A 13200-nucleotide genomic window follows, 5' to 3' on the forward strand; every position below is an offset into this window, starting at 1 on the left:
TTAACCAAAAACACATTTCGCTCAGGATAGATTTAACGCGTCTACCGCCGCCTTATCCATACCCAAAATACGCTCTAGGACTTCGTACGTATGCTCGCCCAGCAAAGGCGAAGCCTTTTTATACTGCACCGGAGTAGCAGAAAAACGTAAAGGGCTGGCTACCGCGGGAGCAGTACCTGCCAATGGATGAGGCAAGGCCAGTTGCATGCCACGGGCTTGCACTTGGGGATCCTCAAATACTTGCGCAAGAGTATTGATAGGCCCAGCCGGAATACCTGCCTGCTCAAGCACGTCCAGCCACTCATCTCGCCCGCGAGTCAGCATATATTGCTCTAATACGGGAATAAGCTCGCTACGGTGCCTGACTCGGGCAGCGTTGGTGGCAAAGCGGACGTCTAGAGCAAGCTCTGGGCATCCCAAAACACGGCAGTACTGTTTGAATTGCGTGTCGTTGCCCACTGCAACAATCAAGTGCCCGTCTGTTGCAGCGAACACTTGATAAGGCACTAAATTCGGGTGTGCATTGCCGGCCCTCACAGGAGCTTGTCCAGAGGCTAGGTAATTCAAACTCTGATTCGCCATCATGGCAACCTGACAATCTAGCAAGGCTGTATCAATGTGCTGCCCTAGTCCACTGCGATGCCGCTCATTCAGGGCGGCTAATATGCCTACCGTGGCATACATACCTGTCATCAAGTCCACCACGGCCACTCCGGCCTTCTGTGGCCCACCTCCAGGCATGCTGTCCTTCTCGCCTGTTACAGACATTAGGCCACCCATGCCTTGAATCATGAAGTCGTAACCCGGGCGCTGCGCATAAGGACCCGTTTGCCCAAAACCGGTAATAGAGCAATAAATAAGGGCTGGATTGATGGCTTTCAAGCTTTCATAATCCAAACCATATTTTTTTAATCCGCCTACCTTAAAATTCTCCACCAAAATATCGCAGTGCCGTGCCAACTGCCGAATAACCTCTGCACCTTGTTCGCTAGCCAAATCAACCGTTACAGAATGCTTATTACGGTTAGCACAACTGTAATAAGCGGCCTCAGAGGTGTCCTGCCCATGCTCATCGCGTACATAGGGCGGCCCCCAGCCTCGCGTATCATCACCACTGCCCGGACGTTCTATCTTAATGACCTCGGCGCCCAGATCCGCTAGATTCTGGGTGCACCAAGGGCCAGCTAAGACACGCGTTAAATCCAATACTCGAATACCTGCCAAAGGAGCGGTACGTTCCATCATAGGTTCAGTCATACGTTTCATGGTAAAGAATAAGTTATATAAAAGAGTACGCTGCTTGGCACTATGCGTGACCGATCAACACTTTTATGACCGGCTAGCGGACTCACCCACGGACCATCGGCCCCTCCTGCTTAATGATTCTATTTTTTAACGCTATAAAACATGCCCTATATCTAGATTGGCATAGGAAACTGTACATGGAAATCACCCGAGCGGGTATACCTAGCTGGAAGGAAAGCGTAGGCAGGCCCTCGGTGTGGTGAAGAAAGCAAAAAACTAGGGTTTTCCCTTGAAAGCGACGATATGCCGTGCATTAGGCAAATACTAGGGTTTACCCTTGCTATGGGCTAGGGTAAACCCTATAATAAAGGTTCCTAGTCAGTTATTTACCTAAAAAGGCAAATCGCATGTCGACCATGACCACTTATACGCAATACATACGCTGGAGTGACGTACTTGAGCATGATGTAACGCAACAGGCTCAAGAAAATTGGGAGCCAGTGTCGGTCAGTAGCAAAGACCAGGATAAAGGCAAAACAGTGTTTCATCGTATTGCTCGCGCTGCTGTCAACTATCTACAAGACGTTACAGAGCATCTGCACCGTGCACGCAAAGAAAACGCGCACCAAGTCGGTTACTACTACTGGTAATAAAGTAATTCGTCGCTCCAGCCGTATGAAGTAAGGGCTAGCATTGCCCTCAAACCACAAGCCTGCATAGTTGTTGCAGGCTTTTATTTTTCATAGTGCCCTACCCTCTAGGCCCAGGTTGCTTACTGCGCGGACGGCTTTTTTAGCAAGTTTTTCAGCATGTCCAGCCTCTGCTTAGGGCTTAAGCTGGGGTCTTGAGGCAGCGCTTGTGTGCGACGATCCTCTAGCGCCATTTCGTCAATAAACCTTGATCGCTCACGCACAAGATTTTCTCGCGCACGACGTCGTTTTTTACACCATGTTAGGCGCAAGCTACGCTGAGCTCGCGTAATGCCTACATACATCAGTCGACGCTCTTCTTGGATACGTTGTATGCGTATCTCTTCTTCTTTTTCTGGGTCAATGTCTTCATCGTCGCGCCCTATATGAGGCAAAAGGCCTTCCTCGACCCCAACTAAGAAAACATGCGGATACTCTAAGCCCTTAGACGCGTGCAAGGTAGAGAGCTTGACCGCATCAGGATCTTCTTCCTCATTGCGCTCTAGCATGGTAATGAGGGCTACCCGCTGCACTAGCTCATTCAAACTTAACTGCTCTTCATCTGCTTTACGCCTGAGCCAGGTAACCAGCTCTAAGACATGCTCCCACCGCACCTGCGCGGGGCGCTCGTCGAACATCTCGTACAAATAACGCTCATACTCAATAGCACGCAACAACTCATCTAAAAGCTCACTGGCAGCCGAATCATAATCGGGGTGATCGGAACTCACTCGATCTGCACGCTGTTGCAAGCGCTCAATAAAATGAGCAAAAGTTAGTAGGGGCTCTAACTGGCGTTCGGCCAGCAATTGTGTGCTGCCTATATATTGCGTAGCGGCAAATAAAGACAATTGCCGCTCGGCGGCAAACTGACCTAAGACGGCCAACGTGGATTGCCCTACACCGCGTCGTGGTGTGGTGATAGCCCGTATAAATGCGGGGTCATCTTCTGCATTGGCCACCACACGCAAATACGCCAAAATATCACGTACCTCGGCCTTATCAAAAAAACTTTGCCCGCCTGAAATGGTGTAGGGTATACGCAAATTTCGTAGAGCTTGCTCAAATACTTTAGCTTGATGATTACCACGGTATAACACCGCAAAATCCCGCCACTGGGCCTGGCGCTCAAAACGCTCCGCCGACAACCGAATCGCCACCCCTTCAGCTTCAGACTGCTCATCGTCCATAGGAAGTACTTGTATGGCCTCACCGGCCCCTAAGTCTGACCATAGTTTTTTGCCGAATACCACTGGGTTATGCGCAATAACATTGTTGGCCGCATGCAAAATCCGCTGCACCGAACGGTAGTTTTGTTCTAGTTTGATCAGCTTAAGAGAAGGATAGTCTTCAGTTAGCTTGGCTAGGTTTTCTACTGTTGCGCCACGCCAAGCATATATGGCCTGATCATCATCCCCTACCGCCGTGAACATAGCGCGTTCACCCACTAAATGTTGCAATAGCCGATACTGACACTGATTGGTATCTTGGTACTCATCTACTAATAAATAAAGTACGCGCCGCTGCCAACGCTCACGCGCTGGCGGGTGTTGCTCAAGAAGCAAGGCAGGCAAACGAATCAAATCATCAAAATCTACCGACTGGTATGCCACCAAAGTGGCAGCATAACTGCGATATACATGGGCCGCCTCAATTTGGCTGGGTGTCATGGCCAATTTTTCTGCTTGCTCGGGCTCAATCAGGGCATTTTTCCAGAGCGAAATTTCTTGTTGTACAGCACGTAAACGTGCTTTATCAGTGGTTGCTAGTAGCTCCTGAATAATTGCCAAAGCGTCATTGGCATCCAATAAGGAAAAGCTAGGTTTCAGCCCCACCAAAGCACACTCTTCTCGTAATATGCGTAAGCCCAAGGAGTGAAAAGTGGAAACCGTAAGGCCTCGTAGCAGACGCGGTTCGACGAGCGCCCGAATGCGCTCGTTCATTTCACGCGCTGCTTTATTGGTAAACGTCAATGCCACGATATGGCGCGCCTGATACGCGCACTCACGAATTAAGTAGGCTATTTTTTGCGTAATTACCCGTGTTTTACCGCTACCCGCCCCCGCTAACACTAAACAAGGCCCATCCATGTACAAGACGGCCTGCCTTTGCATCGCATTCATCAACGGATCGACGGTGTAACCAGGCGTTAGTTCAGATGCTGAGCCAGCCATAAGAATTAAATCTCCAGTGGGTCCACTTCAACGGTATAACGAACTTTATTTTGTTTAGCCAATAACGCCAATGCAGGCTCCCAGGCCTGTAAAAAAGCTTGTAAAGCAGGACGACGCGCACTTTCTACCAACAACTGTGCTCGCTCCACATGAGCAACCCTGACCACTCGTAAGGGGACCGGGTCATAAAGAAACACGTGCTCTGCTCCAGGTAAGGGCGTTGCTGACTGTTCGGGCAATTGGCGTGCAGCGCTCAAAAACTGCAAGGTTTGGCTTAACTGGCCCGCCTCGGCGGTTAACAGCGCCTGATACGCATACGGGGGCAAGCCTATAGACTCTCGCTCGGCCAAGCCTGCTTGGGCAAAGCCTATGTAGTCATGGCGAATTAAGTTTTGATACAGGGGCTGCTCAGGATAGGCGGTTTGAATAATAACGTCCGCTCCCTCAGTGTGCCGCCCAGCTCGCCCTGCCACTTGCATCAGTTGGGCAAATAAACGCTCTGGGGCTCGAAAGTCGTGGGCAAATAACATATTATCGGCATTGAGCACCCCCACCACACTTAAGCGTGTGAAGTCGTGCCCTTTCGCCACCATCTGGGTACCCACCATAATATCCACTTCGCCCGCATGCACCTGTTCAAACAGTTGCTGTGCACTTCCTTTCAAGCGTGTGCTATCTGCATCAATACGCATAATACGTGCCTGCGGGAAATGCTCAGCCAAGTATTCCTCGACTCGCTGTGTTCCCCTTCCCATACCCTGCAAGTCTTGATCGCCACAATCAGGGCAGGCACGCGGCACAGGCGCTTGATGTCCGCAATGGTGGCATTGCAAATAATGCCGCTTTTGGTTAACCCGATGCAACACGGCATACACCGAACAACGGGGACAGCGAGAGAGCCAACCACAGGACACGCAATGCAATACCGGAGCATAACCACGCCGGTTGAGAAACACTAGGGCCTGCTCTTGACGTGCTAAACACTCTTTTAAGGCATCGAGTAACTGAGGTGAGAAACCCTGCTCTAAACGCAGATAGCGCGTATCTACCAAACGGATACGGGGTAGCGATACTGCTCGGGCGCGTTGGGTTAAGCTAAGTAAGTGGTAACGCCCTTGCTGGGCGTGATTCCATGACTCTAAAGAAGGAGTCGCCGAGCCTAAAACGACAGGCACTTGTCTATCATGCCCACGCCAAATAGCTAAGTCACGCGCTGAATACCGCAAGCCGTCTTGTTGTTTATACGACGTGTCATGTTCCTCGTCGACGATGATCAAGCCCAAGTCTGGCATAGGCGTAAAAATAGATAGGCGCGTGCCCAGCAAAACGCGCGCCTCGCCTCGACTGGTACGCAGCCAATTGCGTAAACGTTCACCATCGGCCAGCCCACTATGTAATACGGCCAATACGTCACCCTGCGCCACACTGGCCAAGCGTGCTCGCAACACCTGCTCAAATTGTGGTGTCAGGTTAATTTCTGGCACCATGAACAAGACCTGCTTGCCTGCTTCCAGTACCTGCACCAAAGCACGCATATACACTTCGGTTTTTCCACTGCCCGTGACACCATGCAACAATACTGTTGTGTGACCTTGTATTTGACTTATTTGTTCTACCGCATGTGCCTGTTCGGCATTGAGCTCATGTGACGTATCCGCTGAGGCCAAAACTGCTTTGGGTGCTTTACGACGCTCTAGGCGCATCACGGGCCCACCGGCAGAACGCTTACCCTGATAAGCGGCCACCTTACGCAAAGGCCCTGGCAAAGCAGGTAACATAACCTCGCCTAAAGGGCGTTGATAATAGGCCGCTGCAAAGTGAGCCATGCGTAGCCAATCTGCAGGTAAGGGCGGTAGGTCGTCTAACACCGCGTCAATGGCTTTCACTTGCTCAGCAGGGTAATCAGGAACAGCAGGGTTAGCCACCACTATCCCCACCATTTTACGACGCCCAAACCCCACTATCACTCGCATGCCTACAGCTACCGGCTGGGTATGACTATAGTCAAATACACCCATTAGGGGTACATCGAGGGCGACATGCAGCCAATGGTGCTCTGAACCGCTATTTTTGGACTCAGCTGGCAAAGTAACGCTCAACGAAACAGATGTACTCATGAGACCCTTGAGGCACTAAGTAGTCAAAATAATAAGCTACTGCTTAGACGCACAGCATGTGGATAACTTTGGGGAAAAGCCTAGGGACAAGTTTTAAAAAATAGCAAGTGCAGATACAAAATAATTGCACACTCTTAGCCAAAACAAATAAATCATTAAAAATCAATGACCTACAAGGATAAGCGCAAGCTATTTATAAAAGCATAAAGAAAAAAATCTGGCCCTCGTTCTGTGCATAACAAAGGCAGCCTGTGGACAGTTTGGCTGCCTTCTAAGCCTATATAAACTAAGGCGTGTGGAACTGAGGACTGTATGTATGGACTTCATCCACCAAAATACTGACGGCTGCAGGATCCGTAAAACGAGAGATACCATGGCCAAAATTAAACACGTGGCCACCCGCTCCAACAGGCCCAAAGTCGTCAAGCACACGACGTACTTGACTACGTATCGCTTGCTCGCCACCAAACATAGTCATGGGGTCAAGGTTGCCTTGAAAACCCACCGTATCTTGGACGCGTTGACGCGCCTTACCAAGATTAACCGTCCAGTCAACACCTAACGCATCGGCACCACAAGTTACTATATCTTCCAGCCACTGACCGCCCCCTTTAGTAAAGGCAACCACAGGCACCTGGCGTCCATCGTTATGACGAATTAAGGCATCAACAACACGCTTAGTGTAAGGTAAGGAGAACTCTTGGAAAAGTGAGTCGGATAACACCCCCCCCCAGCTGTCGAAAATCATGACCGCCTGAGCTCCTGCCTGAATTTGAGCATTCAGGTAAAGAGCGGTGGTTTCCGCGTTGATTTCTAACATACGATGCATTAAATCGGGGCGAGAATACATGAGGCTTTTGACTAAACGATAATCATCAGAGCCCTGACCTTCGACCATATAACAAGCAATCGTCCAAGGGCTGCCCGCAAACCCAATCAGCGGTACTTTACCGTCCAGCTCTTTGCGGATTAACGATACCGCATCAAACACATACTGTAGCCTAGACATATCGGCGACACTGAGCTTCATCACATCTGCCTCAGTGCGGACAGGGTGCGCAAAGCGAGGACCTTCACCTGCGACAAAGTCTAGCCCTAGGCCCATGGCGTCGGGGATAGTCAGGATATCGGAGAATAAAATGGCAGCATCTAAATCAAAGCGGCGCAGCGGTTGTAAGGTAACCTCGCAAGCCAACTCAGGGTTTTGTGCCAACGCCATGAATGAACCCGCATGAGCGCGCGTGGCCTGATACTCAGCCAAATACCGCCCTGCTTGGCGCATTAGCCAGACTGGGGTGTAGTCCACTTTTTGACGCAAAAAAGAACGGAGTAAAGTATCGTTTTTAAGTTGAGGTAAAGACACAGCAATCCCTATTCAAAAGTGCCTGTAGATTCTAACCAACTGATAGTGGGTTATCTCTGCCCGAGCTTGATTAACCACAAGAGGAACGGTCATCTTTGCTTATTTGATTAACGCGCCCAGCCCTATAGTGTAGCCGAGCCCGCCTAGCTGCACAGGTAACGCACAGGAACCACACTGTTTGCAGCATGTTATGGCTCGGTACCGTTTAAGATTGATGGAAGACTGGCGCCACCAGAGCGAAATTTATCTGCATCAATCTGGTGTTTGCGCATTAGCCCCCAAAAAGCCCGCCTGTGCTTCTGGGCGAACCGTGCCGATTGGGCAATATTGCCTCGATGTCTATCCAGCACAGCGCACAAATACGCCCGTTCAAAACGAGCCACCACTTGTCCCTTGGCCTCTTTGAAAGAAGCATGCTCAGTAGCATAACGATAGGCTACTGACTGTGCGTAAGCATCTAAACTGCTATCTTCTGGTCGCCCATGGTGCTCGCCTAAAGCCTGCACCCTAGGTTGCGGGGTACGGGCATAATCATAAGCCGAGCCATATTGTAATGTACCTGCTCCCACTTCTTGCACTAATTGCATCGTGGGCAAGCGTATTTTGTATATACGCGCACGCAGATCTTGTAAGCACAACGGAGCGCGCAAGTAATCGGATAGGCCTAGGGCGTACAAATCGGACAATGCAGCGGCTTTGAGCTGATGAGTTAAACCAATCACGGGCACTTTCAACTGCCCAGCGCAAGCACTTAATGCGCGCCGTACCCAAACTAAATTAGCCGTGCTAATAGGCAGCAAACAGGCATCATAGCGCTGCAATACGGACACTTGACGCTGCAAAAAAAGATAAGAGTGTTCGAGGCTGCTATCCGGTAAGGGTAATACTTGTAAACGCAAACGTTCACAAGGCTCGGAGCTTTTAATTAAATGTTCAGCCCAGTCGTTATTGGCGGCTAGCAAAGCACAATCAATGTGGAAACGCATACTACTGACTCCTTAACTGGAATAACAGAGAGAATACGCCTCAATATTACTACTCGAAACAAAATGACACTATTGGTAAAAATGACACCATATCTTAGAAAGTGACACAAAAATGTCCTCCTGTCAGTCCTGTCCAAATAGATCGCGCGTATAAACTTTGTCTCGTACGTCATCCAGATCTGCGGTGGGACGGTTAGCAAGAATCACATCGCTGCGCGCTTTGAAATCAGTTAAATCATGAGTGACTTCGGAGTTAAAAAATAGCGCTTGCTGCAAGCTGGGTTCATACACAATTACAGGCACGCCGCGAGCTTTAATGCGTTTCATCACCCCTTGTATCGCAGAGGCTCTGAAGTTATCCGACCCGCTTTTCATGACTAAGCGATAGACGCCCACTACCTTAGGCTCCCGCGCTAATACAGACGCCGCTATGAAATCTTTACGCGTGCTGTTCGCCTCGACAATAGCGCGAATTAAATTACTGGGCACTTTGTCATAATTTGCTAGAAGTTGTCGTGTATCTTTAGGTAAACAGTACCCTCCGTAGCCAAAAGAAGGGTTGTTGTAATGCTGCCCGATGCGCGGATCTAACCCGACTCCAGAAATAATCTGATGGGTATTTAAACCGTGGGTTTCGGCAAAACTATCGAGCTCATTGAAATACGCAACCCGCATAGCTAAATACGTATTAGCAAACAGCTTAATGGCTTCCGCTTCGGTGGAACCGGTCAATAAAACCGGCACATCCGCTTTCAATGCTCCTTGTTGCATCAGCTTGGCAAACTGCATGCCACGTGCCGAACGCTCCCCAACCACAATACGGGACGGATACAAATTATCTCGTAAAGCGCTGCCCTCGCGTAAAAACTCGGGCGAGAAAAATAAGTTACGCGTGCCCAAGCGCTGACGCAATTTGCGCGTGTACCCTACCGGCACGGTAGATTTAATCACCATGACAGCACTAGGACAAATACGCATGACCTCTTGGGCAACGGCCTCAATACTGCTGGTATCAAAGCGATTGGTATGAGGGTCGTAATTAGTAGGTGTAGCGATAATGACATAATCGGCCTGCGTATAAGCCTGCACGGGGTCTAACGTGGCGCTGAACCGCAGCTCGGGCTTAGCCAAGTGGGAGACGATGTCTTGATCTTGAATGGGCGATCGGCCTGCATTGAGACTCTTTACCCTATCGGGTATGACATCTAGGGCAATCACTTCGTGCTGCAAGCCCAATAGCATGGCATTTGCCAACCCTACGTAACCCGTACCTACCACCGCTATTTTCATCGTTGAACGCTCCTTTAGGCTGATTGCTTAACGCTAAGCCAAGGCTACGTGGCAGGCATGACAAGACGATGGCAACTATCTCATGTCATCGATTAGTCATATCACATACATATGAAAGTCACACCTAGATGGCTTAATACAAGCTACCACTCGATAGACTCGTTGCCGCCCTTCTATGCCCACCACGTCTCCTATCACCCACTACAGAACCATCTGGATTTCCGACATACATTTAGGCACAGCCGGCTGCAAGGCTGAGCACTTACTCGATTTCCTACAACGTAATGATGCGGACACCCTGTATCTAGTGGGCGATATCGTCGACGGCTGGCGTCTGAAGAAACGTTGGGCTTGGCCTCAAGCACATAATGACGTCGTGCAAAAATTGCTGCGTAAAGTCAGGAAAGGCACAAAGGTTATTTATATACCTGGTAACCACGATGAGTTTGCACGGCAATTCGATCAACAGTTTTTCGGTGGCATCGAAGTTCGTCTTGAGGCGGAACACACCACTGTTGATGGTCGACGGTTATGGATAACACATGGCGATCAATTTGATGGCGTCATCCAATACGCCAAGTGGTTAGCCTATCTTGGCGACCAACTCTATACCTTTATTCTTGCGCTGAATCACTGGTTTAATCGTGCCCGCAATCGTATGGGGTTGGGTTACTGGTCCTTGTCTCAATACCTTAAGCACAAGGTCAAAGACGCTGTGGCATTCATTTATACCTACGAACAAGTACTGATTAACGAGGCTCGCCGCCGCGGATATGACGGAGTGGTATGCGGTCATATTCACAAAGCTGAAATGCGTGAAGTGGACGGCATACTCTACTGCAACGATGGCGACTGGGTAGAAAGCCTGACTGCCCTAGTTGAACACCATGATGGTCAATTGGAAATTCTTGACTGGAGTCTAATCTCCCCCCGCCTATGAAAATTATGCTTATCACCGATGCTTGGGCACCACAGGTCAATGGTGTCGTGGTTACCTTGCAACAAGTTAGCCAACAGCTACTTCAGCTCGGGCACGATGTAAAGATCATTCATCCGGGCTTGTTCCGCACCATGCCGTGCCCCGGTTATGCGGAGATTCGGCTAGCTATTGGCGCGGGGCGTCAAGTTGCCGCGGCAATACGCCAATTCAAACCGGATGCCTTACATATTGCAACGGAAGGGCCATTAGGCTATGCAGCGTGGCGCTATGCGACCCGTCATCGCCTAAACTTTACCACTGCCTATCACACCCGTTTTCCCGAATACCTGCATGCTCGCCTACGCTTGCCTACAGCCCTGAGCTATTGTTGGCTTAGGCGCTTTCACGGAGCAGCCACTCGCACTCTAGTTCCCTCGCCCGGAGTTCGCTCCGACCTCTTAAGGCAAAGCTTCGATGCCAGCAAGCTAGTCTTATGGACTCGGGGCGTGAATACGCAGCTTTTCCATCCGCACTCTGAAACCCAAACCTGTACGCCTGCCCATGATGGCGAGTCGGCTGTCTTTTTATACGCAGGGCGATTAGCCATAGAAAAAAACATAGAGGCTTTTTTGAAACTGGATTTACCCGGAAAGAAGTGGGTGGTAGGTGATGGACCACTAAGGGAAAAACTGGAAAAACGTTATCCCGAAGTATATTTTGCAGGGGCAAAAACGCATGCTGAACTTGCCCATTTTTATCGTATGGCCAGTGTTTTTGTCTTTCCTAGCCAAACGGATACATTCGGTCTAGTGCTACTTGAAGCTATGGCTTGTGGCTGCCCTGTAGCAGCCTTACCTGCCGTATCAACGCAGTATGTCTTAGGCAATTCAGGCGCAGGGCACATTGACGACGACTTACGTACCGCCTGTATTAAAGCGTTAAAGATACCGCGTAGTATTCCCGCGGATTACGCCAAGCAGTTTTCATGGTCCCAAACTAGCCAAGGCTTTTTAGACAATTTAGCCCCCATAGAAAGCTCGCCTGCCACGCCAGCTACCGCATAATGCGGTAGCTTCTGAAGGCTTTTAAAGCTTTACTCACTAAGATTTAAGGACGTAAATAGTCGAAAAAACCGGTGATGATAACGGTATTGAAAAAATCAATAAAAAGCGAACCCACTAATGGAATCACAAAAAAAGCTTTGGCTGAGGGGCCGTTTTTATCCGTAAAGGCTTGCATATTAGCCATGGCATTAGGCGTAGCACCCATACCAAAACCACAATGCCCGGCAGAAATCACCACCGCATCGTAATCTTTGCCCATTATGCGGAACGTCACCAAGTAGGCGAAGGCAAACATTAACACCGTTTGGGCTACCAAAATGACCAATAATGGACCAGCCACGTCGGCTAGCTCCCATAACTTCATGGACATCAAAGCCATGACCAAGAAGAAGGCCAAGGATACCTCACCCATTATCTCAAACTGACGAGCGGGCAAAGCATATTTTTTTACATCAATAATATTACGTACTATGGCCGCCACCAGCATGGCCCCTAAATAAGGGGGAAAAACCGTACCTAGCGATGCTAAATAAGACACCAACACACTGCCTATGCCGACGCAGACCGCCAGAAGCACAACTGAATACAGGGCCATGTCTGCACTGTTTTCACCTTTCTTAGGCTCATCGGTCGAATCGATGATACTGGCATCTGAGGAGTCTTGAGCGTGCTTTGCGCCAAAATGCATATGAGGCCGGGCTTTCCGCGGCGACACGATTTTGTAATGACGCATTAAGCGTAAACCCAAAGGGCCGCCAATAATACAACCCATGACTAAACCCCAGGTGGAAGCAGCCATTGCGGCTGGCAACGCACCTACCGCGCCAGCAGCTTCCAGCATAGGACCAAACGCACCAGAGGTTCCATGCCCACCAGTCATGGAAATAGAGCCTGCTGCAAGTCCAATTAAAGGGTTAGCTCCTAATAACGTTGCCAAGCTGACACCCAGCAAGTTCTGTAAAACGACCAAGGTAACCGCACAGCCTAGAAATAAACCAACAGCCACACCACCCTTTTTCAGCAATTCGAAGCTCGCTGAAAAACCTATCGTGGTAAAGAATATGATCAGTAGAAAATCGCGTATATCGCCATTAAACTCAAGCGTGAACGTATTGTTTAAATAACCTATCAGGGAAATGATAGAAACAATTAAGCCACCAATAATAGGGCTGGGGATAAAATAGCGTGACAGTATGCTAACGCGATTTTTAATGTACTCACCCAGCACCAAAAATACGGCCGCAACGCCAAATGTTTGCGCCATATCTAATTCAATCAGCACCAATCTCTTCTCCTAGCGAGCTACGCCTGCTCTTAATTTTCTGTTAGCACAACAAGGCTACATCAACAGGT

The 13200-nt window shown here is 49.5% G+C and carries 10 protein-coding genes; 3 read left to right on the plus strand and 7 right to left on the minus strand.

All coding sequences use genetic code 11. The annotated features are described in order from the left end of the window. Positions 1 to 21: 21 nt before the first annotated feature. Entirely contained in the window at positions 22 to 1245 is a 1224-nt protein-coding gene (locus tag OSH01_RS02175) for a CaiB/BaiF CoA transferase family protein (protein ID WP_266122850.1), read from the minus strand. Between the two features lie 407 nt (positions 1246 to 1652). On the opposite strand from OSH01_RS02175, the gene OSH01_RS02180 reads away from it, so the two are divergent. Further along, on the plus strand, positions 1653 to 1895 hold the full coding sequence (locus tag OSH01_RS02180) for a hypothetical protein (protein WP_266122403.1): 243 nt from the start codon (positions 1653 to 1655) through the stop codon (positions 1893 to 1895). Between the two features lie 122 nt (positions 1896 to 2017). Here the strand turns inward: OSH01_RS02180 and OSH01_RS02185 are convergent, their stop codons facing one another. From OSH01_RS02185 to OSH01_RS02205, 5 genes are all read right to left on the minus strand, one after another. After that, on the minus strand, positions 2018 to 4108 hold the full coding sequence (locus tag OSH01_RS02185) for a UvrD-helicase domain-containing protein (RefSeq protein WP_376918082.1): 2091 nt from the start codon (positions 4106 to 4108) through the stop codon (positions 2018 to 2020). A 5-nt stretch (positions 4109 to 4113) separates the two neighbouring features. Then, positions 4114 to 6225 carry a primosomal protein N' gene (locus tag OSH01_RS02190; protein ID WP_266122404.1) on the minus strand — a complete coding sequence of 704 codons (2112 nt, stop codon included), beginning with the start codon at positions 6223 to 6225 and terminating at the stop codon, positions 4114 to 4116. Between the two features lie 286 nt (positions 6226 to 6511). After that, entirely contained in the window at positions 6512 to 7588 is a 1077-nt protein-coding gene (gene hemE / locus OSH01_RS02195; protein ID WP_266122405.1) for a uroporphyrinogen decarboxylase, read from the minus strand. Positions 7589 to 7776: 188 nt separating this feature from the next. Continuing rightward, positions 7777 to 8574, minus strand: coding sequence for a hypothetical protein (locus tag OSH01_RS02200; RefSeq protein WP_266122406.1), 798 nt, complete (start codon positions 8572 to 8574; stop codon positions 7777 to 7779). A 123-nt stretch (positions 8575 to 8697) separates the two neighbouring features. Beyond that, a complete protein-coding gene (locus OSH01_RS02205; protein ID WP_266122407.1) occupies positions 8698 to 9864 on the minus strand; it encodes a nucleotide sugar dehydrogenase in 1167 nt (388 codons plus the stop codon). Between the two features lie 175 nt (positions 9865 to 10039). Here OSH01_RS02205 and OSH01_RS02210 point away from each other — a divergent pair, with 175 nt between their 5' ends. Next, the gene (locus OSH01_RS02210; protein WP_266122408.1) at positions 10040 to 10804 is read left to right on the plus strand and encodes a UDP-2,3-diacylglucosamine diphosphatase; all 765 of its coding nucleotides are present in this window, start codon (positions 10040 to 10042) and stop codon (positions 10802 to 10804) included. Next, complete coding sequence (locus OSH01_RS02215; RefSeq protein ID WP_266122409.1) at positions 10801 to 11847, plus strand: glycosyltransferase family 4 protein; 1047 nt, start codon at positions 10801 to 10803, stop codon at positions 11845 to 11847. The genes OSH01_RS02210 and OSH01_RS02215 overlap by 4 nt, the downstream gene beginning before the upstream one ends. A gap of 43 nt (positions 11848 to 11890) precedes the next feature. Here OSH01_RS02215 and gltS read toward each other — a convergent pair whose 3' ends face one another. Beyond that, positions 11891 to 13129 (minus strand): sodium/glutamate symporter, encoded by a 1239-nt coding sequence (gltS, locus tag OSH01_RS02220; protein WP_266122852.1) that lies wholly within the window; start codon positions 13127 to 13129, stop codon positions 11891 to 11893. Positions 13130 to 13200: the final 71 nt, after the last annotated feature.

The organism is Alcaligenes endophyticus, assembly GCF_026344035.1.
Lineage (GTDB): Bacteria > Pseudomonadota > Gammaproteobacteria > Burkholderiales > Burkholderiaceae_B > Alcaligenes > Alcaligenes endophyticus.

Bases quoted from the DNA above. Each gene is read 5' to 3' on its own strand.
- OSH01_RS02175 (WP_266122850.1), bottom strand. From the start codon at position 1,245: ATGATGGAACGTACCGCTCCTTTGGCAGGTATTCGAGTATTGGATTTA.
- OSH01_RS02180 (WP_266122403.1), top strand. From the start codon at position 1,653: ATGTCGACCATGACCACTTATACGCAATACATACGCTGGAGTGACGTA.
- OSH01_RS02185 (WP_376918082.1), bottom strand. From the start codon at position 4,108: ATGGCTGGCTCAGCATCTGAACTAACGCCTGGTTACACCGTCGATCCG.
- OSH01_RS02190 (WP_266122404.1), bottom strand. From the start codon at position 6,225: ATGAGTACATCTGTTTCGTTGAGCGTTACTTTGCCAGCTGAGTCCAAA.
- OSH01_RS02200 (WP_266122406.1), bottom strand. From the start codon at position 8,574: ATGCGTTTCCACATTGATTGTGCTTTGCTAGCCGCCAATAACGACTGG.
- OSH01_RS02205 (WP_266122407.1), bottom strand. From the start codon at position 9,864: ATGAAAATAGCGGTGGTAGGTACGGGTTACGTAGGGTTGGCAAATGCC.
- OSH01_RS02210 (WP_266122408.1), top strand. From the start codon at position 10,040: ATGCCCACCACGTCTCCTATCACCCACTACAGAACCATCTGGATTTCC.
- OSH01_RS02215 (WP_266122409.1), top strand. From the start codon at position 10,801: ATGAAAATTATGCTTATCACCGATGCTTGGGCACCACAGGTCAATGGT.